The sequence below is a fragment of the Sinomicrobium kalidii genome, from assembly GCF_021183825.1.
In the GTDB taxonomy this organism is placed as follows: Bacteria; Bacteroidota; Bacteroidia; order Flavobacteriales; family Flavobacteriaceae; genus Sinomicrobium; species Sinomicrobium kalidii.
On the sequence record NZ_CP089211.1, the window covers coordinates 1679836 to 1705433 of the forward strand.

Sequence of the window (25598 nt, forward strand, 5' to 3'; positions counted from 1 at the left end):
GATTTGAGGAGAATGTGCCTGACAGGACGCGCTGCTATTCCCCGCTTTTATTTCATTGCTTTCCTCAGGAAAACCACAACTATCCCTCTTCATATTTCATTCGGTTGACTACAGGATTCGCATACATCGCAAGAAAATTTTGCCTGGCGACATGGTTGCCTTCCCCTACCCTTCGCTCCAGTCTTCTTTCAAACTGTCGTTTTTCCTTTTCATTGTACCGGTCTGCAAACTTTTCTACACCATTCAGCAGGTCATAAGCAAGATAATTGGTTGGCCACAGACGGTAGTTTTTGTGAATCTGTTCGTCAATATGGTCGGCAAGCAGCTGAAACTGCTTGTTCACAGGCTCCCGTTTGTATTTAATATCGTCCAGTTCGGTATCCAGTACATCGCCTATTTTTATGCAGATACGTTTTTTTTGCCCCAGCGCTCCCTTTAATATGGAATTGAAATCTTCATTACTGGTCTTTACATATTCCAGGTCATAATGCCTGGCCATAAGTTCGGGCATTTTTAACAGATCTGTGGGGTCATATTCATAGGAAATCGACACGGGGGCGATGCGCAGCTTTTTAAAATAATCCATGATCTCCTTTTCATCACTTGCCAGTGCCAGCATTTTCAGCACACCCTGCTGCGTCTGGTCGTTACCGTCCTTTGTCCTTCCTTCACGCTGGGCGATCCACACCGAGCGGTTTTCTTCCCGCAACAGGTGCCGTATGTAACCCGATACCTTTCTGGAACTCTCCAGCATTTCACGGGGGGACAACCCCCGTTGTATTAAAAAGTTGCGTACCAGCCTGGACAATGCCAGTAAAAAGGGTTTCTTTACGAGGTTATCCCCTATGGCAGATGCCGTCATCACCAGGTTATTCTCGAGCAGGGCCACATTGAGCAGCGAAGTATCCATAACAATATCGCGATGATTGGATACAAAAAGATACGACGTATCGGGCTTCAGTTTTTCGAATCCGGACATGAAAAAACCTTCCGAACTCTTCTCCAGCACGTGCCTGACACTGTTATATATCACCTTGGCCTGAAAATCGCTTACGGAGTTGCATGAGGCAAGTATCTCTTCTATCTCTTCCTGCGACTTGTCCGGAAAAGTAAAATAAAGTAAGGCTCGGATCATGGGATGATCCTTATACTCCTTCAGAGCTTCTTTTACTTCGCTATCCAGATAAGGACGAATTTCTTTATAATTATCCAAATGATTAGTCTTTATAGAACAGGTATAACCTCCACGATGACAAGACAATGAAAAAACAGCGCTATTTTAAATTCGTGAACAGCAATTATCTAAGGCCTGCAACAAATTTAAACACATAGGGCAAATGAACAAAAATTTATTGACTTTACTTATCGGTGGAATATTTAAAATTTCTTTTCCCTATTGCCGTCTGCATCCTTCACGTCCCGAAAACATCCCCGGCATTCCGGGTGGTTACCTCCGCAATCTCTTCAGGAACAAGCCCGTAAATATCGCTCAGTTTCTGCAAGACATTAATTATGTATGAACTTTCATTACGCTTTCCCCTGTACGGTACGGGAGCCAGGTAGGGAGCATCGGTTTCCAGCACTATATTGTGTATGTCCACCTGGTCGAGGAAGCGGTCTATCCTGCCGTTTTTAAAAGTGACCACTCCGCCGATCCCCAGCTTCATGTTGTAGGAAATCGCCCTGTCTGCCTGCTCCCGGTTACCGGTAAAACAATGGAATATACCAAAAAGGTCTTCCCCTTTTTCTTCTTCGAGAATGTCAAAAACCTCATCAAAGGCCTCCCTGCAATGTATCACTATGGGCAGTTTATGGTTTTTTGCCAGCCTTATCTGGTGCCGGAAGGCATCTTGCTGTGATTCCATATAACTTTTGTCCCAATAAAGGTCCATTCCTATCTCACCTACGGCATAAAATTTATGCCGGGAGAGCATCTCTTCAACATGTTTCAGTTCATCTTTGTAATCTTCTTTTACATGGGTGGGATGCAGACCGGCCATCAGAAAAACATGTTCGGGGTAATCCTTTTCCAGTTTCAGCATTCCCTCGGTATAGGAAGAATCGATAGCAGGCACGAAAAAACGGCCTACTCCGGCCTCGAGGGCACGTTGTATCATTTCATCCCGGTCCTCCTCAAAGGCTTCACTATATAAATGTGTGTGTGTATCAGTAATTATCATGGGGCAAAAATAAAAACATTACGACTATCTTTGCACAAATTTTTGAAAAGACCGGAAATTCCCGGCAGGAAAACCGGGACCGGACCTGTAAAACATCTGCCCCGCACTGAAAACCAAGTAAAACAGGGCGAAGGAGAACGGGATTTTTATAAAGAAAAGACATCCCGCATCACTTCGAACGCCCGGAATCAACAGAGAAAATATGAAAAGTTTAAAGGGCTTCCTCCGTGAAAAAGGATTTGTAAGAGTTCCGCTGATACTCACCAACACCAATCACTTTGAAATAAAGGCGGAGATCAACGGTATAGAAGGTCGTTTTATACTGGACACTGGGGCTTCCACAACCTGTGTAGGGACCGATTGTGTGGACCATTTCAACCTCAGCACGGAAGATTCCGAAGTAAAAGCTGCGGGGGCCGGGGCCAACAATATGGAAACCCGAATGTCTAAAAAAAACAGCCTGAACATAGGCTCCTGGAGCAAAAAAAAGGTGAAGCTGGTATTGTTTAACCTCTCTCATGTCAACGAAGCCCTGGTGCAGCACGATTCGCTGCCCGTACACGGTATTATAGGGGCCGATATACTGAAAAAAGCAAAGGCCATTATTGACTATGATAAAAAATGTGTCTACCTGAAAAAGAGCCGTAACCGGAAATAATTATGAGTCATAAATAGCAAAAATTAATTATCTTTGGGCTGCCCCCTTGTTACATTTATTGCCTGCTTAGGCTATTTTCCAAATACCAAACAACAACAAAGCCATTTCACATCCCTTAATCCAAAAAGTGATCTGGCCCTTAATCCAAAACAACCTATGAATGTCATTTCTATTCGAGAAAAGAAAAAGAAACACCCCGTCTCAACAGAAGTTGTACTGCAAAGGCTGAAAGACCGCCTGGGGGTTCAGACGAATGTAGAACTATCGGATATCCTGGATATCAAACCGAACACGCTTTCCACCTGGAAAAAAAGGGAAACCCTGGACTACAGGCGGATATTAACGGTCTGCCATACCTACAGACTGGACATAAACAGGCTGTTCTTTAATCACACCCCTCCTCCGGGTTCTCATGGTGGCGGCGGAAAAAAAGGTTTTTTCGTAGTACCCCGGGAGGCTTATTACCCATACGTGGTCAATTTACATGACACCGCTTACATCAACACGCTGCCGAGGTTTGATTTGCCCTTTGTTGCCGGAGAAAATGCCCGGGCTTTCCAGATTGTAGGTTCCGGCATGTCCCCGAAACTCAAAGACGGGGATTTTGTGGTAGGGGAATATGTAGAGGACCCCGGCAAGATTATTGACCATCAAATATACGTACTGGTCAGCAAGATAAAAGGTATTTTTATCAACAGGGTGACACATGATCCCGACTTTCCCGGATTCCTCCGTCTGGTCAATGATCAGAAACTGGTTTCTCCCGGGATGATACAAATGTCCACGGACGAGATTGTGGAGCTGTGGAAAGTAAACTCGGTATTCTCACTCGACCTCATCGGGGAACGAAGCAGGAGCAGATCTGTATAACAGGGCTTTTTAACGAAAAAAGCCCTATTCCAGCCGTTTTTCGATATACTTGGAGTTAAGCAGGCGAAGGGCTCCCATATAGTTTATCTGAAAGGGTACCATATCACCGACCTTGATATTATGGTTGTTGCGCCCCACATCGAGCACTATCATGTCGGAGCTCCCTCCTTCCAGGTGATATTCTTCGTAAAGCGGCTTTATACTTTTTATCTCTATATCCAGTATGCCTATGTCCACCAATACGCGGACACTGGTCTCGGAATAGTCTTCAATTTCGAACGTCCGGGTTTCACCGGCCACGTTCGAACCGACATATCCGGTGGGGTTGGTAGGTTTTTCCATAACCTCCAGCACTTCGGCATAGAGCATAAATACATCCTGCTTCATCCCTTCCAGGGGACTTTCGTCAATCAGGTCATTGCCAAAGAAGAGGCTTTCCCCGATCCGGAAATGGTTAACCCCTTCGGGCACCAGGTTTTTGAGCAGCAACGGCAGGGTTACCGACGTACCTAATGACACCCATGGGATCTTTTTGTTGAACTTGGCCTCTATAAGCTGTTCGTATAAACTGAGCTGAATGAGTTTATCGTGCGAAGGCATAATACCATTGAGGCAATTCAGGTTGGCACCGATCCCCATAACTTCCACGGCTTCGAGATCGAACACCCGGGCATAAAAATCCACAAAGTCCTCACGCATAACGCCTTCGCGAAGGTCTCCCATTTCTATCATAATGACAATCTGGTGTATCCTGCCCGCTTTTTTGGCATAGCGGTTTATCATTTCAATCGTCTCGAACTGGGTATTGAAGGTAATATCGGCCACGTCTATCAGCTTTTCAATACTTCGCTGGGGCGGGGGCTTGATATATCCCGTTTTTATCTTCGGGTTGATCTTTTTCACCATCTCCAGGTTACTCAGCCTCGAATCGAAAATACAATCGGGATACAGTTTTATGACCTCTTCCAGAAAAAGTTTGTTTCCGCACAACAGCTTGGTAACCACCCCCCAGTCTTTTCCGTGACTTTTAAAGCGTTCCTGCAAAAACCCGAAGTTGTGTTTCAGTGCGCGAATATTCAGTTTCAGATATGCCATGATTATTTTGCTTGCCTGTTAACTGCCAGAAAAACAACGGCAGATAATGTTATACCCATAATAATAGGGTCGAAACCAAACGGAATGGGTATCGTATCAAAGATACTAAAAATCAAGGTACTAACCCCTCCGACAAGCATGGCTGCCAGTGCTGCCACAGCTTTAACCCTTTTGGCAAACAACATTCCGAGTACCGGGACAAAAAGCCCCGATACCATAAAGGCATAGGAATTTAGCATAAGGGTAAGCACATTCTGCATCTGATAGGCAATGAGAATGGCCAGCACACCAATAACAAGGGTAATCCCCTGTGATATGCGGATGACATTTTTGTCAGAACTCTTCAACCCCAGGATATCGGTAACAAAATTCCCGGAAGCTGCCATAAGGCAACTATCCGCCGTAGACATGATCGCAGAAAAATAGGCCGACATCATCAGTCCCATCAGACCAACGGGAAGCACGGAACGCAGCAAGAGGGGCAGCCCCATTTCCGAATCGGTTTCGGCCATGCTGCTCCCCGAGACAAAGCCAAATTCGGTAAACATTCCCATATCTGCCGCCACCCGGGCAAACAATCCGAGCAGCACGCCCATAAAAGCCATAACGGGATACTCGAACAACCCGGCGATATACCAGGCTTTTTTGGCGGTCTTTTCGTCCCGGCAGGAAAATATACGCTGGTAAAGGGTCATCCCGATAAACCATATCGGCACAATGGTCACCAGCCAGTTAATGAACTGAACCCAGGTGAGGTTGGTAAAGCTCAAAAACCCTTCCGGAAGACTTTCCCTTATCACCTCCATCCCTCCGAGTTTTACATAGGCCAGCGGGATCCCGATACAAATAAGGCCGCCCATAAGCAACATCCATTGAAAGGTATCGGTATAGATCACGGCTTTTATGCCCCCCGCAACGGTATAGATCACAGCAACCACCCCCATAATGATCAGGGCATTGTCCAGGCTTAGGGCGGGAAACGTACCGGTAGCCAGTTTGGCACCCGCCAGTAACTGTGAAGAGGTAAAGCCAAGATACCCTATAAAAGAGATGATCCCGGCCAGAAAAGCCACATCTTTCCCGTAAAACTTCCGAAGCAGCTGGGGAAAGGTCAGCAATTTGTGTAGATGCCCCATTTTTATCACCTTGGGAATGAGGAACACCGAAGCCAGCCATGCTCCTACCAAACCGGTAAAGAGCATCCAGGAACCGGATATGCCCATTACAAATCCGAGGCCGCCAAGACCGATGGAAAAACCTCCGCCTACATCGGTAGCTACCACGGAAAGGCCAACGTGGAAACTACTCATGTTACGTCCGCCTACATAATAGTCTTCATTACTTTCGTTTTTGAGGTAATAATACCACCCCACAACCATAACTCCAATGATGTAGGCTACAAAAATGCTGATATCAATGAAGCTCATGTCCTGTTATTTGATGAAGCGCATTTCGAGGTATTTGTTTACAAACCCCAGTTTTTCATACAGGTGCTTTGCCGGATTGTCGGGTTCCACATGAAGGGCCACATTGCCATCGGCAAGCTCCAGGGCTTTCTGCATCAGCTTTTTCCCGATGCCTTTCCCTCTCATATCTTTATGTGTGGCGATATATACAAGTATATTTTCGGGAATGTAACCTTTCATTCCCGTACTATTGACTACCGTTGCGGCAACGATCTCCTTGTTTTCCTTGGCCACCAGGACAAACCCGCCCAAAGAGGGGATGGTATCCCTCAGTGAAAAGTCGATCGCCTTTTGAATAGCTTCCTTTTCATCTCCGTAATTTTCGAGATGCGTATATAGGAAATCGACCACTTCCTGTTTTTGATCGTCCGACAATTTTTGATTGGGATTATAAATAACAAATGTCATAATACGGTAATACTTTATAGATTGTAGAAAAATAATAACAGCACAAAAACTTCCGCACACTCCGCTTACGGATCAGCTTCCCGGGAGATGAATAATGACAGTATTAGGGTGGTGATATGATCTTGAAGAACTGTTTCAGCGATACAAAGTCCACTAAAGTTCCCAACATACGATTTCTATAATTAATTTTCACCTTATCTTGCATTGTATCGTAAATATACGGAATAAAAAATAATAGGCTTTTTCCTGTTAAAAATTATTTGTGGTAAATTTTTCCGGATTTTTTTTACAAAATTGCGCTCAATCATTGACAGCCCCGGGATAAGTTGAATACAATGCAGGGCCTGTCACTACTTCCGGAAAAATGAAGTGTTAACAGGCCCTGCCGCTTTTTAGTCCGTTATTAATCGGGCACTATTATACGATAAGCTATTCTCTAAAACCTGAGTGTCAGGTTCGCTGCAAAATTGATTGGCGGTTGACGCGTTTCCCAAACAGTCCAATATTTTTCATCTGTTAAGTTATTCATCTTAACCCCTATTCTCCAGTCTGGCCGATTGTAAAATACAGAAGCATTCAATACCGTGTATGAAGGGATCGTAAACACATTGTCACTGAACCTGTAATTATCACTCACATAGTTCCCCCCAAAACCTATTCCCAATCCTTCCAGTTTATTCCGGAAAGTATAAGAAGCCCAAAAATTAGCCACATGTTCAGGGGAGCTCACGGCTTTATTCCCTTCGATAGATTCGTCACTTGCCCTGACAATCCGGTTATCGTTAAAGGCATATCCTGCCACAATGTTTAATCCGGATATAGGATTAGTGATAACATCTATATCAACACCTTTACTTACCTGCTTACCATCCTGAACAATAAAGCCATCTGAGTTTGTTCTGACGGCATCATCAATAGTAATATTGTAATAACTTACTGTAGCATTCAATTTTTTTTCAAAGGCTTCAACTTTTACGCCTCCCTCATACTGCTTGGCATATACCGGATCCAATACCAACACAGAAGCATCCGGTTGATTTCGCGGTTCTTCATTCTGGAAACCACTCATATAATTTCCGAATACCGAAACCTGGTCTTTGACCACTTGATACACCACACCCAGTTTTGGTGCCAGGGCAGTTTGTTCATAGCCTTCTGTATCTCCGGCTTTATCTCTCTTAAAATGGTCTACCCGCAAACTCAGCATGGTAGATAACCTGTCTGTAAACTCAATGACGTCAGTTGCATAGCCGCTGATAATCTGTTGATTGGGATTGTCCCACTCATTAATTATAATGTCCGGAATACTATCGGTTTTTCTTAAAAGATGAAAATCGGTCGTTACGTCAACAGTATCTATAAAATCGGAAAAACCATTTCCCCCGTTTTGGTTGTATAATTTATAATTTGCTCCTGCCAGGATCTTGTGTTTGATACTTCCGGTGTTGAACTCTCCATTGATATTTTCCTGAATATTGGTATGGTAAGTATCAATGGGGCCATAAATGGCCATTCTTCTTGCTGCTTCCGTAGGTGACTTCCAGGTAGCATAGAATTGATAACTGTAATCTATATCTTCTTCGACCAAAGAGAATAAGGTCGTTGATGTCCAATTTTCGGAAAGCTTGTATTTTGCCCGGGCAAATATTTTAACAGATTTTGATTTGGCATCAAATTCATCATGAAACATGGCTTTTCTATAATCCAGTTGTATATCTTCCGGGCTGTTGATGCCCGAATCATCATCATAAAAGGAATATCTCGGTCTTGTGTTATTTACATTAAATAATTCTGCATCTAATGTAAAGGTCAATCTCTCCGATGCTTTATAAAGTAAACTTGGCGCGATTAAAAAGGTGTTATTAAAACCAAAATCCAAAAAGCTTTTCTCTCTGTTTACGGCCGTATTTAATCTGAATAATACCGTTTTCTCTTTGTTTAAAGGCGAATTGATATCAGCTATTATACGATGAAGATTAAAACTTCCCGTAGTATAAGAAACTTCTGTTTCCTTAGTTTCAAATGGCTTTTTTGTAACCAGGTTTATAACCCCTCCAAAAGAAGATATACTACTGCCAAACAATGTTCCCGATGGGCCTTTTAAAACCTCAATACGTTCTACATTTGCTACATCAAGACTTGATCTTGACGAAAGTGACTCCATTCCATTACGGGCATTAACCCCCACACTAAAGCCCCGGAAAATAGTGGTAAATCCGCCTGACGGATATTCCAGCGGAACAACACCGGGGGCATTTCTTACTGTTTGATCAATATCCGTAATTACCTGTTCTTGTATTATTTCTTTGCTTATAACACTGTATACCTGCGGATTTTCAAGGTTTTTTAGTGGCATACGGGCCACGTATTCCGTTTTTTTATTGGCAAACTTATTCGCCCTGGCCGAAGATACGGTCACTCCCCGCAGTTCTTCAGTCTTTTCGGCAAGTATCAGATCAGGCACAGTGAGGACACCTCCGCGGACGGTGATCTTTTCTTCTGCCGGAGCAAATCCGACGGCAGTGACATACAGGGTGTATTCTCCGGGTTTAATGCCGGGAATACGGTATTCTCCCAAAGCGGATGTGCCGTCTCCTTTCGCTATTTCTATCAACCGCACTGAAGCTCCCTGCACAGGTTTGCCGTCAGCGGCTAAAACCTTGCCTTTTACCGTTGTCATTTGCTGGGCATACCCCGATTGAACACTACACAGTAACAACAACACATTTACACACGATGTAAAAAAATATTTCATATTTATGTTTATTAGGTTAAAATGATTAAAAAATTGTCTTATGCAGGGTAAGTTCAATGCATCTTTCGGGGCTTATAATACAAGGCTTCCTGATTCTAACCATTCTTTAATTACCGGGTAATTTACTTTTCCGCTAGGGGTCAGCGGTACATCTTCAATAGGTCTGACTTTTAAGGAGCTGGCATGAAGACCGAACTTTTCTTTTATAACCTTTGTTACAAATTCTTTTTTTACCTGTTGGTCCGTGTACAACACCGCCAGATACTTATCATTAACCCCCAGGCAGATAAAGGTTTGCCCGCCCAATGCATCCTTTAAAAAAAGTTCTGCTTCGTCCAGGTTAAGCCGGACACCAAATAATTTCACGATCCGCTTCATACGTCCTACGATATAATAATAGCCTTCATCGTCCCTCCTCGCTATATCACCCGTATACAATATATCCTGCTCATCAAAAAACTGCATGTCGGCACTCGTCCTTGCATACCCCCCAAAGACATTGGGACCCTGATAGATCAGTTCGGATGTTACTTCGTCTATTTCGAACCTCCCGTTCTTTACCGGAAAGCCGATAGAAGTTCCTTTCCTTTGCAGATCTCCCGGGGGTAAAACCGCCATTCTTCCGCTCGCTTCCGTCTGCCCGTACTGCGCAAAGAACTGCTTGCCCGTTTTCCGGGTGTATTCGGAAATAACCTCTATCAGTTTATGGTTCAGCATTCCTCCGGCGTGGGTAAGGTATCTCAATGAAGGGTAGTCTTGCTTAAAAAAGCCTATGCGGTGTAGCATTTCATAAAAATAAGGTACTCCTGCCAGGGTGGAGTACCCGTACTTTTTAAGATCCGACCAGAATTCTTTTTGAAAGGCGTCTTTATCCGTGCAGACCACAGTTCCCGCTTTCATGGAATTGGTAGTAAAAACGGAAAAACCGTATACGGAATTGACCGGTACGTTCAAGGGCACTACATCTTCCGCTCTTATAGGCATATACGCTGTAATAGATCGGGCATTATGCATAAGGTTACTATCGGAAAGCCTGACAAATTTCGGGGAGCCCGTAGTTCCCGAGGTGCTCATCAGGAGTTTAATTTTGGGGTGAACAGGATAATCCACCTTCTGACGGCGTTTAAATAACACCATATCATCCGAAACATTTATCGTGCTGTACCCTTCTATATGCGAGCGTGAAGGATCGTAAATGTAGTAGGGCCGGTATTTTTCTTCCAGGTTCTGCTTAAAGTGCACATGCAGGCTACTCCCCAATAATGCCAGTACATATGGCCCCCGGTAAAAGTTCAATAAAGCTTCTATTGCCGGCAACCGGTTATCGTTATAGATAAAGACTACAGACCTCGTATTCTCAATATCAAGGGACTGATGCATATCCATAAAGGATTTGGAAATCCCCGTCCTGGCATCCGCAAAGGTCAATCTGCTGTTTTTCTTTATTAGATCGTAGAGTTTCATGTGTAAATAATTTGATTCACATTCTTGATTATTTAGACGTAGGACTTCAGGACTTAAGGCCTGGTCCCCGGATCTTACGTCTTAAGTCTAATTAATCTCAATCCCATACTTTTGTAGTATTCGCTTTACTTTTTCTACATTTCCCATTTCCAGCACATCTTCCGTATCGATGGAAATTCCATAAGAGTTTTCCAGTTCACTTACCAGGACAAGGTGGCTCATGGAATCCCATTCGGCTATACCGTGATATTCCAGTTGGTCGTTTACGGTTTCAACAGGTATTTCAAAAGCTTTTGCAAATACCTGGTATAATTGTTCTGTTGTAGTCATCTTTTTTGATCAATAAATAATTTGAGTTATACTTAAACTTTGGTCTTTTTCCATTTCCCCCTGCGAAAGACCATGATACAGGCTGTGGCCAGGACAATTTCCGAGATCAAAATAGCCGCAAAAACACCTCTGGGACCTAAATCAAGGGCAATCCCCAATATATAGGAAAGGGGAATCTGTGTCACATAAAACATGAGAATATACAGTAGGGTTACCTCCGTCACTTCTCCGGCGGCATTCAGGGCCCTCGAAATAACCATGGTATACCCCAGCAGGACATAAGCCATGGAAATTAAATGTATATATGAGGTGCTATGCTCAATGACCTTGGGGATATCCGTAAATATCCTTACCACCGGATCTGCCAGGAAAATCCAGCAAACCGCTATAAGTATCAGGAACCCCATGTTTATCATTCCTGCCCTCCAAACCGATTTTTCTGCTCTTTCGGGTTGTTTTGCCCCAAGATTCTGCCCCGTCAATATCCCGGCAGCATTACCTATACCCCAGGCAGGCATCGTGGCTATAGATGCTACACGCTGGGCCAAAACGTAACCGGCCAACGCATTTTCTCCGAAATGTGAGATGATCTTTATCATAAATACCCAACTGGAAGCCGGAATAATAAATTGCACCGTGCCGCCAAAAGCCAGTCTGAGCACTTTTTTGAAGATCCCAAAATGAAAGATCAACTGCTCCCTGCCAATCTGCATTACTGTCTTGCCCCTTATCAAGTGCCATGCCTGATAGCATACTCCCGTCATCCGGGCTACCCCTGTGGCTATACCTACCCCGAGGAGACCATAAGCCGGCACGAAACCCCATCCGAAAATCAGTATTGGGCAAAGTATGATACACAGGGCATTGGACAACCATTGTGTTCTCATAGCCGTAGAGGCATCTCCCGCTCCGCGGAATATGCCGTTGACCGCCATACGGAGAATGAGAAATCCGCTGGATGCAAACATTACTCCGGAATAAGTAGCCCCTTTCTCGATCATGCCGGGAGAAAGGCCTATAAGATGCATGATATCTGTTGTCCATATAAAACACAACGTACTTATAATCACAGCAAGCGGTGCAGCAAGGTAAATGACTTGCATGGCGGTAAGCCCTGCCGCCTTAAAATTCTTCTCGCCAACCCTTCTGGAGACTACGGCCGAAGCTGCTATACTAAGACCTACGGATACGGAATAGGCAAGGGTGACAACAGATGTTGTAGCCCCGGCAATAGAAATAGCATCTGCCCCCAGCCTGCTCACAAAAAAAAGGTTGACCCCGACAAATAAAGATTCCATGAGCAACTCCGCAACCATAGGTACGGATAACAATACAATGGTCCGGTTAATGCTTCCGGAAATGTAATTGTTTTCCCTCCCTGAAAGAGCTTGCCACAGAAGATTAAAAACAGAGCGCGTTTTTAATAAAGCGGTTTTCATTAATTCTCATTTAGTGTTGCCATCTCCAATGTTTTTATACGATACATGGGATTGGGCAACAGCCCGCTTTTTCGCATATGCGGAAAACCTGATGTTTCATCATAACCATGGAATAAACGCCGGCTATTAAAAACAAGGCGCTTGAATTCCGGAATGAATATATCATACTTTTCAAACTTGTGTTTCAACTCCGGATGCTCTTGCTGATGCTCTAAAATTATCTGATATACACATTGCCAGAAAGACGCTTCGGGGTAATTTGCCGAAGTGTGCAATACATTACTCAAATACCTGAAAAACGCATCAAAAACGGCTATAAGGATATTTAGCGGCGCATTTTCGGGATTGGGTGATGTTACAAACATATTCTCGGAGAACTCCCGCGGTAGTTTTTCCTGTGCTTCTTCATTGAGTAATATATCCCCGACAAAGTCCTGCAAGGCTATGCGCGTAGGGACGTAATCTTTTAATACGAGTATCACATTTTGCCCGTGTGGGTCAATACAAATAGAGTGCTGATAATAAATTTGAAGTATCGGCTTAAGGTAGGCGTTAAAATAGGCTGTTAACCATTGCTCCGTGGAAAGCCCCGATCTTTCTATGAGTTCCTGGACAAGGCTTTTCCCTTCATCATCCACATATAATAAGGAAGCCATGGTCATCAGGTTTTCCCCGGGCTTTAAAAAGTTTACCGGACTCTCCCGCCAAAGTGCCCCCAAAAACTCATTATATTGATATGGCGGGTCTACGATCTTACTGTATTTGGGATGCGAATAACTGATAGAAGCCACTTCTCCCAACAACACCAATCCCATGTCCTGTAAATGGGGGTCGCTCTCCAGCATACCTTTAAGCCAGGCTGTTAAGCGGGGGGCCACAGATAGCTGTTTAGGCGACAACCCTCTTATATGGCTGGTATTTAATATGGAAATCGTGGTTTTTACATAGTGTTTATGAGGGTGGCTCTGATTAAAAAAAGTACGGATACTTTGCTGGGGACTATACAGGTCCTCTCCCACTCCTAAGGGGATTAAATATTTTTCTGCTATATCAGAAGCAAACTGCAGCACCAGTTTATTCTGCCACTGCCACGAATGCACAGGAATAAAAACGTAATCGTCTGTATTTACCTTTACGTCTGTCAGTATTTTTTTAAAAGAAGCTGTTTTTTCCTCCCCCAATTCCTTTTCGTAAAACGCCTGCCGATCCATATTTGTCATTAAACGTAAAGAAGCACGGCTTTTATGGGCGGCAATCCAGGCCAAACGTGTATTTTTATCGGCTTCGGGAGCAAACTTGCCGTAATCTTCCGAATCAAATCCGATACGTCCTTTGTTTACAATAACCCAGGGGTGTCCGTCCGCGACATGGTGCTCTATGGTCTGAAAGTCCGAATCCACCAATACGCCTGCCGGTAAGCGTCCTTTGGAATGAATAAATGCATCGGCATACAGCGTGTGTGACAACTCTTCTACATAATGAGTCAATGTAAAAGAATCCATACCAAAGGTATGCTGAAGTTCTATAAAGAAATCGGGGACGTCTACAGTGGCCAGTTCCTGTCCGTCTTCGTGTTTCCGGATACTTTCCTTTTCAACATGCCAGTAGTTCAGGAACCGCAGGCAGGCAGAAAAAGTATAATGGATGTTCTCTTTATCCGTCTCCAGTTTAAACCGGGTGAGGCCATCGGCTTCCTCACTTATGGTCTTCGGTTTTGCTATGTCTTCACGCATAAGTTCTGCTAAACTCTTGGCCAGCAACTTGCGGTTTACCTTTTGCCAGACGTTTGCATCGAGATGTTGTGCGTCTTTAAATATATCTATAGTGGTTGTCATGTTTATCTGTTTTTTAGTATTGTCTGCCTTTCTATTTAATCCCTTCGGTCACTACCGCCATATCCTCTTTTCGGGAAAGCCGGTCTTCTGCTTTTGTTACGCCAAATTCCTGAAAAGCTATACGTTTTTCCACCGTGTAAACTTCCCGGTCCGTCAACCGGTTAATGATACAGGAATTGCGGTAGGCGCCCATTCCCAGGTCAGGGGTTACCAGCCCGTGAGTGTGCAACTCGGCATTCTGGACAAAGATTTCCCCGCTGTTATTATCGATGGTATAATGGCGCTGCACATTGTACCTGCCATTATCCATACGGTCTATCCTGTCTTCAATCCCCTTCAGAAAATCCGGCTCCTTATAGGTGTAGCCCGTAGCCAGGATCACAAAATCACTTTCACAATCATAGTATTGCCGGAGTTCTGTCTGTGTAAAACGCAGCTTACAGGACCCGTTGACAGAAGTGGTCACTTCGTTCAGTTCCAGGTTAGAGCGCAATTCGACATTCAGGGGCGTATTTTCCACACTCATTTCATACAGGGTGTTGAAAATTTCATTGATCAGATCTTCATCGATCCCCTTGTAAAGCCCGCTTTGATCGGCGAGTAACTGCATTCGCTTCTCGTGTGGCAAACTGTAGAAATGGTCTACATATTCCGGCGAAGTAAGTTCCAGGGTCAGCTTGGCGTTATTTTCCAGCGGAAAGAAGTGCGACGACCGGGTAAACCAGTTTAATTGCATCCCGTCTTCGGTTGCGGGTAAAATATCCCGAAACACCTCGGCTGCACTCTGCCCTGAGCCTATAATGCTCACGGAGCTTTTTTTCAGGATATCCGGTTTATAATATAAATACTCCGAAGTATGTATCACCTTTGACAATACATTCTTATTGATAAAGTCCGGGATGTACGGGGAGGTCCCTGTTCCCAAAACCAGTTTCTCCGCATAATATTTAGATGTCATTGCGGTGCGGGTATTCAATACGGTAACCTCATACAAACCATCATCATATCCCACGGAAACCACCCGATGCGAGAACCTGCAGTTAGGCAGTTTGGAAACCGCCCATTGACAGTAGGCGTTGTACTCCTTGCGCAGGACAAAAAAATTCTCCCGGATGTAGAATCTATACAGTCTCCCGCTTTCCTTCATATAATTCAGGAAACTGAACTTGCTTGTGGGATCGGCCATGGTAACCAGGTCGCCCAGAAACGGTACCTGAAGGGTGGCATTACTCAACATCAGTCCGGGGTGCCAGTTAAAACCTTCCGACTGATCGAAAAACACGGCAGACAATTCCTCTATCGGTTCCATAAGCGCGGCAAGACCAAGGTTAAAAGGTCCGATGCCAATGCCTATTACATCATATTTCTCTTTACTACTCATCGTTTTTATTTTTTAGATCTGGGGTTCTGAAACCGGAACATTTTTTAAATCCTTTGCCGCCGGGAATTTCGCCCAGTACCACTCTCTGTGACAGAAATTGAGATTGGCCTTTTTGTCGGGCATTTCGATCACCTTTTCTATTTTGAACCCTACATGGGCCTTGTTTATCATCGAGGCCAGGGAATCAACAGCACCTTCGCCCACCATTTTCCCCACTTTCGGTTCTCCGAACACAAAATCCATCATGGATTGTGTTGCTGGGGAAGCATATTTCAACCTGGGGTCTGTCGGGGCTATGAACTGATGTGTACCGTAGTCTGTTGGCAATACGTCATAGTACTCCCCTACCACATCGCGGTTGGCCCAGTACACTTCAATATTAAAAGTGGGCACGCCATTCGCCTCCCCGATATAGCTTTGCAGTACATCTCCCGGAAGCACCGTTCGGTAGTATGTTTCGAGTTCACGGATCGGCCAGTTCATCTTCCAGATTTTTAAGGCGTGTTCCCGATGAAACCACTCATGCAGCATTTCCAGGTCACGATCTATATCGACCGGTCGTAAGGTTATGGTCACCTTCTCCTTTTCAAAATACCGGCTGAAAACAATGTCCTTCCCTCCGGGCATGATCAGTTTTTCGGAAAAAAAGTATGTGTTGAGCGGATTGGGATACGGCTTGTACACCGCGGGATTTGTTCTCGGTGCACTGGCTTCGTCCATATTGTTCAAGCTGGTCAGCAGATTGCCTTTCACCACCAGTTTGACACTGTTGAGCAGGTGAGATACAAGTCCCGTGTTATCGGATTCTTCTTCTGCCTTCAGGGATTCATATAACAGGTTGATGAGTTCCTGTTCCTTCGCGAGGCCATTTTTACCGAAAGCGTTGACCATCCCGAGCAGGTGGTTTACAACCAGGTAATATCCCCAGAAATTAATCATCCTGGGTTCAGCAATAAAAGACCTGCTTTCTTTACCGAAACCGGGAAGGATACGCTGCAATTCTTCTGCTTTTCCCTGGCGGAAGAAATAGCCCTGGTTGTCCCTGTAATAAAGTCTGAACGGAAAGAGGTCATCGTCAAATTCGATAAGCATATTCTGTTGGTGAAACTCTGCTCCGAACCCGTATTTATTAAAGATGCCTACCAATGGCCGGATGGTAATGTTCAGGTACTGATTAAACCAGGACAGGGCAACATCTTCTGCCTGTTTACCTCGTCGTTTGGCAGCTTCATTGATCAGGTTTGATATTCTCGATGCCTGCCCCAAAACACTGTCCTGACACAGGGAGGCCGCGAGGCTTACATTTTTTTCGGCAGCTTTTCCACGAAAAGGGTTTTGACGCACACTGGTGCTGAAACCATCAATAACGTTATCCTTGTAAATAACCGTTATAAATGCCGGATCGGGAATGAGTTCCACTTCCGGGAAATCCTCCCGTATGCCTTCTCCCCATTCCGTTTTCAGCAATTCACTGGCATCATAGCCCCGGTTAAGTTCATGGGGATAATTCACGCGAAAAGAGTTTGTGATTTTTACATGCAGGGAGAATTTGTACATCCATTCGCTTTCTGCATTGTATACCGTACGCACCGACGATGTTGCCGTAAATAAGGGGCCGAATTGCCCCAGGCTGAATAAAACCCGTTCCTCCTGCATCTCCTTAACCTCCGGTAGGTCCATTAAATAAGAAGCCTCCCAAGGGTGTACAGGGATTACTTTCCATTCCGGATACCGGTCCAGTAATGCTTTCATTTCTGAAGCCGTATCCTTTGAAATTTCGCTTCTTAATTCACTGGTTATTAATGACGCTCCGGAACTTTTTTCAACTACACAGTCAGGGTGAATGAGAAAATAATGCAGTTGAAACCTCCCTCCCGTTTCCGGGGAATATTTTTCCAGTTCGGCAGCGGAAAAACCTTCCCTGCTTTTGGGCAGCGGATGCACACTATGGCCCAGTACCAGGGACTGTTCCGATTCGATAAAGGTTTGTTCTGGGCGATTAACGGTACGTTTATTTTTATCAAAATTCGCCAGATATGCTGCGAGATTATCAATACTGTTCTCCATACGTGCTTTGACGGGCATGGTATCTGCATCGGGATAATTTTCCCTCGCAAATGCTGTAGCCAGTTCGACAAAGTGCAGCGGGTCTATTTCCCTGATCTCATCGGTTTCGCAATTACGCTCTGCAACCGGGAAACCAAAAGAATGTATACCGCTTTCGGAAAAGTATGTCAAAGGGGCAAATACTTCCACACCAATAGCGGCGAAATCAAATTTCAGGAAGGAATCATGACCAACGGACCGCATATGATCGGCCAGGGCCGGATCGTATTTCGGGATGCCTTCGTAACGGCTCCAGTTACTGAATTCCCGGCAATAGCAGTTTAGCAGGGATTTAAAATTGATCTGTTCGGCCTGCGGGCGAAACCCGGTTAAGTTGTAGGTACTCATGTCCATGTTGTTTTATAATGGTAAGAATGTTTTGTATATCGGTAATGGTGGTCAGGGGATTGAAAATGGTGAATTTGAGGTAAAACGCTCCATTTACTTTGGTGCTGGCCAGCAATACTTCACCACTGAAAAAGAGGCTTTTTTTGATGTATTGGTTGAGTTTGCACAATTCGTCCTTCTCCGAACCTTCTGTATAGCGGAAGACCAATACCCCCATATCCGAATGGCACAGCAGTTCAAAACTGTCATCATTTTCGATAGAATCGGCTGCTTCCCTGGTGGTTTCTATAATGGTATCGGTATATTGTCCGAGTTTTTCTTTTCCCAGGTAACGAAGTGTGCACCAAAGTTTCAGGGCATCAAAACGGCGGGTGCTCTGAACAATGGACTTATTGATCTGCGCCGGCAGTTCGTCGTAATCCTGTTCTTTGGGGTTCAGGTAATCGGCATGGTGCTTTATAATGTTAAGGTGAAGTTTATTTCGCACGATAAATGCACTGCTGCTGATGGGCTGAAAGAAAGATTTGTGATAATCGACAGTCACTGAATCAGCTTGCTCAATACCTGCCAGAAGGTGCCTGTATTTTTCGGTCAGTAACAATCCGCAACCATAAGCGGCATCTACATGGAGCCATAAACGGTGTTTCCGGGCGGTATGGGCAATATCCGAAAGAGGGTCCACATTGCCAAAGTCCGTGGTACCGGCGGTGGCCATCACAGCAATGGGGATATTGCCTTTTTCCCGTTCCCTCGCTATGGCTTCTTCCAGTTTTTGAGGGTCCATGCGATAACGTCCATCCGTTTCCACATGAACAATGGCTTGTTCACCCAACCCCATGATGGAAGCATTTTTGTGATTGCTGAAGTGGGCTTTTCCGGAAACAAAAACGCGGAACCTGGTAGCTTCGGGCGGACAACCATCCAGTTTGATGTTCCGGTTCAGGTGTTTCAGTGCAAAAAAGTCTCTTGCCAGCAATAACCCCATCAAATTGCTCTGAGACCCCCCGGCGGTAAAAATACCGTCGCAATCGGAAGGAAATCCGATCTGCGCTCCGGTCCAGGCTATCAGCTTTCTTTCCATAAAGGTCCCCCCGGCACTCTGGTCGTAAGTGTCCTGGGAAGAATTTATGGCACTTATCAATACTTCGGCAGCAAGTGCAGGTATGACCACCGGACAATTAAGGTGTGCTATGTACTGCGGAAGATGATAAGCTGTGGCGTGCTTTACATAGAGTTCATCCACTTCGTTCAATAAACTCTCGTAATCGGGCAGGGGCACCTCAAAGTCCACCGCCTCTACCCTGGTCCTGATATCGGCCGGTTTAATTCCGCTGAAAGGTTTGCGGTTGTTTTTCAAAAATCCCGTAACCCGCTCCTGTGCCAATCGAATAGCCCGGACATATTCGTCACAGGTCTGCTCATAAAAAATATCTTTACAAAGCTCCTCACGGGAGGAAAGTACGGTAGGAGAAGGGACTTCTTCATTCATTAATGTTTCATTCATAAGGCTTTAAGGTTTAAGTTCAGGTAAGATTTATTGCAGGTAAATTACTTTTTCAGACAAGGGACTTCGTCTCTTTTCCGGCAGGGGAAGTGCATCGGAATAATATCCCAGGTAGAGCAGGCCCAACGATGTTTCGTTTTCTGCCAGGCCGAATTCCTCGATATAATCAATGGCCACGCTTTTAGTGCTCCAGTAACTGCCAATCCTGTTGGCCGTACAGGTAAGGGCCATATTCTGCACTGCGGACGACACCGCGGCAATCTCTTCCCATTCCGGGAGGCCCGATTTCCTGTTCCTCACCAGGACCACACCGATCAAACATGCGGCATTCAGGGGATAATTGCGGAGATCGGACAGTTTTTTCTCAGCGGTTTCAGGCGGGAACTTCTCGGTGTAGTGGTCCTTATAGTACGCGGCCATATATTCGCCATACGCTTCCAGGTATTTTCCTCTGAGAACAATGAACCGCCACGGCTCTGTCATTTTATGGGTGGGCGCCCGGGTGGCATTGACCAGGATTTCTTCGAGCAATTTGTCGGGCAGGTCCTTCTTTATAAAATCTTTGGCGTAAATACTCCTTCTGTTCCGGATATTCCGTGAGACTTCCCCGGACAGATCAAAGGAAATCGGCATGTTTTTTTCGATAGTTTCTTTTTTCAAGTTCATTTTTCAGGTAAAAAATTCAGGTCATTTATTGCTATTTAGACTAATTAAAAATATATTTGTAGGTATAAATATTTATTTAGACTAATTAAAAACAAAACTATAAACATTAATTTTTAAATCAAAATAAATATGAAATATTTTATTCCCTTATCGACAAGTTAACCTTAAAACACACTAATAAAGTAAGTTACGAAGCTATTATTCAAACAACTTATCATGAACAATTCAAATGTCTTTTTACAAATTCTAAACGATTTACAACATGGAATTACAACCAATTACCACATCTGAAAGACCTGCTCAGCACGCCTCTGCACATGCCCCCGCCCCAACTGCTCCCCTGATCATCGAAATAACGCCACAGGAACGAAATACCTTATCGAGTGTCGGCAATCTGCTTGCAAAGGCATTTAACAGTTATGAAAATCCGGACTACATTGCTGCGCTCCACCTTCATGCATTCCAGCTATTGCCTGAGCGAGTTACCCGGATATTAAGCCGGTTCGGAACCGATTTTTCCGCCGGCCAGTACGGCGCCATAATCTTTAAAGGGCTTCTGGAAGTAGACCAGGATGCCCTGGGCCCTACACCTCCCAACTGGCAACAGGCCGACTATGGTAAACTCAACAAATACGGTTTTATCTGTTCACTTCTTCACGGCGCCGTCCCCTCCAAACCCGTGCAATATTACGCCCAGCGCAAGGGCGGGGGATTACTGCACGCTATTATTCCGGATGAAAAGATGAGTAAAACCCAGACGGGTGCGGGATCAAAAACCGATTTGTTTGTACATACGGAAGACGCCTTTTTATTGAACCAGGCCGATTTTTTAAGTTTCCTTTACCTGCGAAATGAAGAAAGGGTGCCCTCAACTTTATATTCCATCAGGTCTCACGGAAAAATAAACACCACTATGGAAAAACTGTTTGCCCCCATTTATCAATGTCCCAAAGACGCCAACTATGCCCGGGGGAAGACTCCGGAACGGGGGCCTGCCACATCTGTCCTCTACGGAAACAAGCAACTCCCTTTTATCCGTTTCGACGCGGCCGAACAAATATTTAACGAAAAAGCCGGGCAAAGTCAGGAGGCCCTGAATAATCTAACCGATTTCTGGAACGAGGCCAAACCATTGATCAACAATAATTTCATTCCGGAATCGGGAGATGTTGTCTTTGTGAACAATCATTTATGCGCTCACGGACGAAGTGCCTTTACCGCCGGCCAGCGGAATGAAAACGGGAAGATCGTAAAGTGTGAACGCCGGCAAATGCTCCGGATGATGAGTAAAACAAGCCTTATCCATATCCGGTCGGTCACCGACACAAACGATCCTTATTTCATTATGGAAGAGCATCTGGGAAAGGTTTTCGCTACAGATTGAGCAAAAACAGGGGAAAGCCACAAGATCAAACAGGTTACAGGTCCGCATTTATTGCACATGCAACCTGTAACCTGTAACCTGTAACCTGTAACCAATGAACAAACGGTTCAACCGAGGTCCTTAGGCTTTTTCCCCGATTTCCTGGTGTCCTCTTTGGTAAGTACTTTAAAATCGGCGGTTTTCGGAAGACTGTCAAGGATATGCACAAATTCCGGGGGGAGTCCCGTAAGTTTCCGGGTATTCATATCTATCCAGGCCCCCATCATTTCACAATGGGCAAAATTCCTTCCCTTGTCGTCATAAAAGTTGTGATGAAACTCAAAAAACTTACCGTCTTCGCTCATTCCGGCAAGTTCCAGGGACACTTTTACAGGTTTTCCCGCAAATACTTCCCTGAAATAATACACGTGTTCATAAAATACCACGGGGCCAATATGATGTTTGACCAGTTCCTTCTGGGTAAGCCCGTTCTCAATAAGGAACGACATACGGGTATGACTCATAAAGTTGATATAAGCCGAATTGGCCAGGTGGCGATTGGCATCAATATCGCTCCATCGAATGTCAAATTCTTTCAAATACATTGTTCACACCTTTTTATTGCTATGCATGCATAATAATTGTAAAGGTAAGACTTTTTGTGAAACCGGGAACTCCCTGCAACCCTATCATCAAATATCACAAAAAGGGGCTTAAAATATGTTAAAAACACCCGCCAAAATCTGTTTTATTGCCTATATTAGTGGCTTCAAACCATTAATAACGAAAAAGCCGGTCCGGATATCTCTTCACCCGAGTTAAAATGCTATACAACTTATCCGGTGGCTTCAAACGCTAAACAGATGAAAAAAATATTGCTGACAATGGCACTGGGCACTGCCATGGTATTGGTAAGTTGCGGAGAAAAAAAAGAAAAAAAGGAAAAATTCAGTTACGAAAGGACGCAGACCGAAAAGAAAGCCGATAACGCAGGAGCAGAAGCTTCAAAAGTCCCGGTAGACCTTGACAACAAAGGCATAGGTCCTGTCGAGGAAGTAGAATTCGGAGATATTGACCAGGACATGGTGTCCACGGGCGAAGAAGCATTTAAGACAAAATGTACGGCCTGCCATAAAACGGACCAGAAATTTATAGGCCCCGCCCTCACAGGAATTTACGAACGCAGAAGTCCGGAATGGGTGATGAACATGATGCTCAACCCCGATGAAATGCAGAAAAAGGACCCCATAGCCAAAGCACTTGTTGAAGAGTACAACGGCACCCTGATGCTCAACCAGAACCTTACGGAAAATGAGGCCAGGGCCATCGCGGAATTTTTGAGAACACTTTAAGATCAGGCTTTAAAAATATAATATTTCATCCCTCTTCCCTTACCGGGGAAAGAGGGATTATTTTTTGTAAATTGAAAGGGAATTATGAGCAATACCAAAATAAGGGACCTGAAGATCGATATCCTGTCGGATAACTGGTACATCTTAAAGAAAGCCACCTTCGAATACCGGAACAAAAGCGGAAAATGGCAGGTTCAGCAACGGGAAGCATACGACCGCGGCAACGGGGCCACCATACTGCTCTACAACCGGCAAAATAAAACGGTTATGCTCACCAGACAGTTCCGGATGCCCACCTACCTCAACGGTAATGATACGGGCATGATGATCGAGGCCTGTGCGGGCCTGCTGGATACAGACAGCCCGGAAGAGTGTATAAAACGGGAAGCGGAAGAAGAAACCGGTTACAGGATCACTGAAGTACATAAGATATTCGAAGCGTATATGTCGCCCGGCTCCGTAACCGAGATTATCCATTTTTTTACCGGGGAATATTCCAGGGAAATGAAAGTGAGCGAAGGTGGCGGACTGGCAAGTGAACACGAAGAAATAGAAGTACTGGAATTCCCTTTTGCAGAAGCACTGAACATGATATCCGACGGCAGGATAAAGGATGCCAAAACGATCATGCTCCTGCAGTATGCCCGGATAAACGGGCTGTTTTCCTGAAAGCGGAATGAAACTGAAAGCGATACATATATTAACGAACGACCTGACCGGAACCGGAAGTTTTTACCGAGAGGTTCTGGGGCTCCCGATTGTGTCTGACGCCCCGTCTGTTCTCCGTATCAAAGCCGGGACAACAATGCTATTTTTTCACAGGTCGGAAGCGGCCCAGCCCGTATATCACCTGGCTTTCGATATTCCCAACAACAGGTTGAAAGAGGCCCGTGAACAGCTGGAAGAGAAAGTCCGTATCCTGCCCGTATCTCCCGGAAAAACCATAGCCGATTTCACAAGCTGGAACGCAAAGTCCTTTTACTTCCATGACAATAACGGTAACGTACTGGAATACATCACCCGCTACGACCTTAAAAACAAATCGGAAAAAGCATTTGACGGATCTTCGGTACTTCATATCAGCGAAATCGGTATGGCTACCGAAAATGTTCCAAAACTTGCCTCCAAAATCACTTCCGAATATGGTATCGCCCTGTATCCCAAACAGCCTCCGCAGGAGCACTTCACCGTTATGGGTGATGAAAACGGGCTGTTTATCCTCGCAAGTGACAAAAGAAACTGGTTTCCTACGGACAAAAAATCGGAACCTTACTGGACAAAGATTGTTTTCTCCACAGCTCAGGGAGACCGGGAATTGATTCATTCCGGCAGAAAAAAATAAAGGCCCGTGTTTACAGGCCTTTTTTGCATGTGATGCTTCGGTTGGTCTACAGAAAATCGTCTACCTTTTTATAGGCTTCAATTACGGCAAGTTCACCTTCGGCATCCGGCCTGGAATTTCCGTGTTCCATACCTACCACGCCTTTGAAGCCTCTGTCATAAATATATTTAAAAACGTTCTTGTAGTTAATTTCTCCGGTAGTCGGTTCGTTCCGCCCGGGATTGTCCCCTACCTGAAAATAAGCGATCTCATCCCAGCTGGCCTCAATATTCGGAATAAGGTTGCCTTCGGTAATCTGCTGGTGATAGATATCGTACAGTATCTTGCAGGAAGGTGAGTTTACCGCCTTGCACACCTCATAGGCCTGTGCAGACTTGGTGAGGAACATGCCGGGATGGTTCATATAATTGAGCGGCTCCAATACCATGGTTATGCCGTGCGGCTCCAGGATACCGGCCGCCTGCTTCAGCGATTCCACTACATTGGCCGTCTGATAGCCCGGCTCCTTCCGCAGGTCTACATGGCCCGGCACAACGGTTACCCACTTTGCATTTACTCTTTTGGCCACTTCCACGGAATTCCGGATATCCGTCAGGAATTCTTCCCGTTTGCCCTTGTCCCCACCGGCCAGGTTGGGCTCGTTCCAGTAGATCTTATGGGCTACGAACACGCCCATCTCAATGCCGAGGTTCTCCATGGTTTTGGCCATGGCTTCCTGCACATCGACCGACCGGCCACTCATACCGTTGTCTTCAAAAGCTGTAAAACCCTGTTCGGCCATGTATTCGAGCTGGGAAATAACGTCTCCTCCGGCATTGTGCTTGAACATCCCGTCGTGGGGCGCATATTTCAGATTGAAATTGTGTTTGCCCTTCTGTTTCCGGGCACTGTCCGGAAAACCGAAAGCTCCGGTGGTAGTCACCGAAGCTCCCAAAGTTGCCATAAGAGAGTTTTGTACAAATGTTCTTCTTTTCACAATGGTTGGTTTAAAAATGGTATCCGGAAACCGGATATCCCGGTCACCTCATATAGTATT

General features: G+C 45.0%; 22 protein-coding genes. 6 read left to right on the forward strand and 16 right to left on the reverse strand.

What is annotated here, in order from left to right; genetic code table 11:
- Positions 1-79: 79 nt before the first annotated feature.
- Together LS482_RS06775 and LS482_RS06780 are read right to left on the reverse strand one after the other, a co-directional pair.
- Entirely contained in the window at positions 80-1213 is a 1134-nt protein-coding gene (locus LS482_RS06775; RefSeq protein ID WP_233030992.1) for a 1-acyl-sn-glycerol-3-phosphate acyltransferase, read from the reverse strand.
- 199 nt (positions 1214-1412) lie between these two features.
- On the reverse strand, positions 1413-2180 hold the full coding sequence (locus LS482_RS06780; protein ID WP_233030993.1) for a TatD family hydrolase: 768 nt from the start codon (positions 2178-2180) through the stop codon (positions 1413-1415).
- Between the two features lie 202 nt (positions 2181-2382).
- Here LS482_RS06780 and LS482_RS06785 point away from each other — a divergent pair, with 202 nt between their 5' ends.
- Both LS482_RS06785 and LS482_RS06790 read left to right on the forward strand, forming a co-directional pair.
- Positions 2383-2838 carry a retropepsin-like aspartic protease family protein gene (locus LS482_RS06785; RefSeq protein WP_233030994.1) on the forward strand — a complete coding sequence of 152 codons (456 nt, stop codon included), beginning with the start codon at positions 2383-2385 and terminating at the stop codon, positions 2836-2838.
- Between the two features lie 156 nt (positions 2839-2994).
- Positions 2995-3708, forward strand: coding sequence for a LexA family transcriptional regulator (locus LS482_RS06790; protein WP_233030995.1), 714 nt, complete (start codon positions 2995-2997; stop codon positions 3706-3708).
- A 24-nt stretch (positions 3709-3732) separates the two neighbouring features.
- Here LS482_RS06790 and LS482_RS06795 read toward each other — a convergent pair whose 3' ends face one another.
- From LS482_RS06795 to LS482_RS06850, 12 genes are all read right to left on the reverse strand, one after another.
- A complete protein-coding gene (locus LS482_RS06795; RefSeq protein ID WP_233030996.1) occupies positions 3733-4803 on the reverse strand; it encodes an alanine racemase in 1071 nt (356 codons plus the stop codon).
- A 2-nt stretch (positions 4804-4805) separates the two neighbouring features.
- The gene (locus LS482_RS06800) at positions 4806-6230 is read right to left on the reverse strand and encodes a sodium:solute symporter family protein (protein ID WP_233030997.1); all 1425 of its coding nucleotides are present in this window, start codon (positions 6228-6230) and stop codon (positions 4806-4808) included.
- A gap of 6 nt (positions 6231-6236) precedes the next feature.
- On the reverse strand, positions 6237-6677 hold the full coding sequence (locus LS482_RS06805; protein ID WP_233030998.1) for a GNAT family N-acetyltransferase: 441 nt from the start codon (positions 6675-6677) through the stop codon (positions 6237-6239).
- Positions 6678-7113: 436 nt separating this feature from the next.
- Complete coding sequence (locus LS482_RS06810) at positions 7114-9432, reverse strand: TonB-dependent receptor (RefSeq protein WP_233030999.1); 2319 nt, start codon at positions 9430-9432, stop codon at positions 7114-7116.
- A gap of 72 nt (positions 9433-9504) precedes the next feature.
- Positions 9505-10896 carry an AMP-binding protein gene (locus LS482_RS06815; RefSeq protein WP_233031000.1) on the reverse strand — a complete coding sequence of 464 codons (1392 nt, stop codon included), beginning with the start codon at positions 10894-10896 and terminating at the stop codon, positions 9505-9507.
- An 87-nt stretch (positions 10897-10983) separates the two neighbouring features.
- Complete coding sequence (locus tag LS482_RS06820; RefSeq protein ID WP_233031001.1) at positions 10984-11226, reverse strand: acyl carrier protein; 243 nt, start codon at positions 11224-11226, stop codon at positions 10984-10986.
- A gap of 32 nt (positions 11227-11258) precedes the next feature.
- Positions 11259-12665: an MATE family efflux transporter gene (locus LS482_RS06825; RefSeq protein WP_233031002.1), complete on the reverse strand. Its 1407-nt coding sequence runs from the start codon at positions 12663-12665 to the stop codon at positions 11259-11261.
- On the reverse strand, positions 12665-14500 hold the full coding sequence (locus LS482_RS06830; RefSeq protein ID WP_233031003.1) for an IucA/IucC family protein: 1836 nt from the start codon (positions 14498-14500) through the stop codon (positions 12665-12667). Before LS482_RS06830 ends, LS482_RS06825 begins: the two co-directional genes overlap by 1 nt.
- A gap of 31 nt (positions 14501-14531) precedes the next feature.
- Entirely contained in the window at positions 14532-15881 is a 1350-nt protein-coding gene (locus LS482_RS06835) for a lysine N(6)-hydroxylase/L-ornithine N(5)-oxygenase family protein (RefSeq protein WP_233031004.1), read from the reverse strand.
- Between the two features lie 12 nt (positions 15882-15893).
- A complete protein-coding gene (locus LS482_RS06840; protein ID WP_233031005.1) occupies positions 15894-18335 on the reverse strand; it encodes a GNAT family N-acetyltransferase in 2442 nt (813 codons plus the stop codon).
- Positions 18280-19839 (reverse strand): pyridoxal phosphate-dependent decarboxylase family protein, encoded by a 1560-nt coding sequence (locus tag LS482_RS06845; protein ID WP_233031006.1) that lies wholly within the window; start codon positions 19837-19839, stop codon positions 18280-18282. The genes LS482_RS06840 and LS482_RS06845 overlap by 56 nt, the downstream gene beginning before the upstream one ends.
- 30 nt (positions 19840-19869) lie before the next feature.
- A complete protein-coding gene (locus LS482_RS06850) occupies positions 19870-20499 on the reverse strand; it encodes a nitroreductase family protein (protein WP_233031007.1) in 630 nt (209 codons plus the stop codon).
- Between the two features lie 268 nt (positions 20500-20767).
- Here LS482_RS06850 and LS482_RS06855 point away from each other — a divergent pair, with 268 nt between their 5' ends.
- A complete protein-coding gene (locus tag LS482_RS06855) occupies positions 20768-21889 on the forward strand; it encodes a Fe(II)-2OG oxygenase family protein (protein WP_233031008.1) in 1122 nt (373 codons plus the stop codon).
- A 107-nt stretch (positions 21890-21996) separates the two neighbouring features.
- Here LS482_RS06855 and LS482_RS06860 read toward each other — a convergent pair whose 3' ends face one another.
- Complete coding sequence (locus tag LS482_RS06860; protein ID WP_233031009.1) at positions 21997-22473, reverse strand: acyl-CoA thioesterase; 477 nt, start codon at positions 22471-22473, stop codon at positions 21997-21999.
- 258 nt (positions 22474-22731) lie between these two features.
- Between LS482_RS06860 and LS482_RS06865 the strand changes: the two genes are divergently transcribed.
- From LS482_RS06865 to LS482_RS06875, 3 genes are all read left to right on the forward strand, one after another.
- On the forward strand, positions 22732-23220 hold the full coding sequence (locus LS482_RS06865) for a c-type cytochrome (RefSeq protein WP_233031010.1): 489 nt from the start codon (positions 22732-22734) through the stop codon (positions 23218-23220).
- An 84-nt stretch (positions 23221-23304) separates the two neighbouring features.
- Complete coding sequence (gene nudK, locus LS482_RS06870) at positions 23305-23889, forward strand: GDP-mannose pyrophosphatase NudK (RefSeq protein WP_233031011.1); 585 nt, start codon at positions 23305-23307, stop codon at positions 23887-23889.
- Positions 23890-23896: 7 nt separating this feature from the next.
- The gene (locus LS482_RS06875) at positions 23897-24562 is read left to right on the forward strand and encodes a VOC family protein (RefSeq protein ID WP_233031012.1); all 666 of its coding nucleotides are present in this window, start codon (positions 23897-23899) and stop codon (positions 24560-24562) included.
- A 46-nt stretch (positions 24563-24608) separates the two neighbouring features.
- On the opposite strand, the gene LS482_RS06880 is transcribed toward LS482_RS06875, so the two are convergent.
- A complete protein-coding gene (locus tag LS482_RS06880; RefSeq protein ID WP_233031013.1) occupies positions 24609-25538 on the reverse strand; it encodes a hydroxypyruvate isomerase family protein in 930 nt (309 codons plus the stop codon).
- Positions 25539-25598 lie beyond the last annotated feature (60 nt).

What these genes read in the sequence shown, in the direction of transcription:
- LS482_RS06830 (WP_233031003.1), bottom strand. Translation starts at nt 14,500, where the DNA reads ATGACAACCACTATAGATATATTTAAAGACGCACAACATCTCGATGCA.
- LS482_RS06855 (WP_233031008.1), top strand. Translation starts at nt 20,768, where the DNA reads ATGGAATTACAACCAATTACCACATCTGAAAGACCTGCTCAGCACGCC.
- LS482_RS06825 (WP_233031002.1), bottom strand. Translation starts at nt 12,665, where the DNA reads ATGAAAACCGCTTTATTAAAAACGCGCTCTGTTTTTAATCTTCTGTGG.
- LS482_RS06845 (WP_233031006.1), bottom strand. Translation starts at nt 19,839, where the DNA reads ATGAATGAAACATTAATGAATGAAGAAGTCCCTTCTCCTACCGTACTT.
- LS482_RS06840 (WP_233031005.1), bottom strand. Translation starts at nt 18,335, where the DNA reads ATGAGTACCTACAACTTAACCGGGTTTCGCCCGCAGGCCGAACAGATC.
- LS482_RS06800 (WP_233030997.1), bottom strand. Translation starts at nt 6,230, where the DNA reads ATGAGCTTCATTGATATCAGCATTTTTGTAGCCTACATCATTGGAGTT.
- LS482_RS06820 (WP_233031001.1), bottom strand. Translation starts at nt 11,226, where the DNA reads ATGACTACAACAGAACAATTATACCAGGTATTTGCAAAAGCTTTTGAA.
- LS482_RS06780 (WP_233030993.1), bottom strand. Translation starts at nt 2,180, where the DNA reads ATGATAATTACTGATACACACACACATTTATATAGTGAAGCCTTTGAG.
- LS482_RS06835 (WP_233031004.1), bottom strand. Translation starts at nt 15,881, where the DNA reads ATGAGTAGTAAAGAGAAATATGATGTAATAGGCATTGGCATCGGACCT.
- LS482_RS06805 (WP_233030998.1), bottom strand. Translation starts at nt 6,677, where the DNA reads ATGACATTTGTTATTTATAATCCCAATCAAAAATTGTCGGACGATCAA.
- LS482_RS06790 (WP_233030995.1), top strand. Translation starts at nt 2,995, where the DNA reads ATGAATGTCATTTCTATTCGAGAAAAGAAAAAGAAACACCCCGTCTCA.
- LS482_RS06865 (WP_233031010.1), top strand. Translation starts at nt 22,732, where the DNA reads ATGAAAAAAATATTGCTGACAATGGCACTGGGCACTGCCATGGTATTG.
- LS482_RS06860 (WP_233031009.1), bottom strand. Translation starts at nt 22,473, where the DNA reads ATGTATTTGAAAGAATTTGACATTCGATGGAGCGATATTGATGCCAAT.
- LS482_RS06785 (WP_233030994.1), top strand. Translation starts at nt 2,383, where the DNA reads ATGAAAAGTTTAAAGGGCTTCCTCCGTGAAAAAGGATTTGTAAGAGTT.
- nudK (WP_233031011.1), top strand. Translation starts at nt 23,305, where the DNA reads ATGAGCAATACCAAAATAAGGGACCTGAAGATCGATATCCTGTCGGAT.
- LS482_RS06815 (WP_233031000.1), bottom strand. Translation starts at nt 10,896, where the DNA reads ATGAAACTCTACGATCTAATAAAGAAAAACAGCAGATTGACCTTTGCG.
- LS482_RS06810 (WP_233030999.1), bottom strand. Translation starts at nt 9,432, where the DNA reads ATGAAATATTTTTTTACATCGTGTGTAAATGTGTTGTTGTTACTGTGT.
- LS482_RS06875 (WP_233031012.1), top strand. Translation starts at nt 23,897, where the DNA reads ATGAAACTGAAAGCGATACATATATTAACGAACGACCTGACCGGAACC.
- LS482_RS06795 (WP_233030996.1), bottom strand. Translation starts at nt 4,803, where the DNA reads ATGGCATATCTGAAACTGAATATTCGCGCACTGAAACACAACTTCGGG.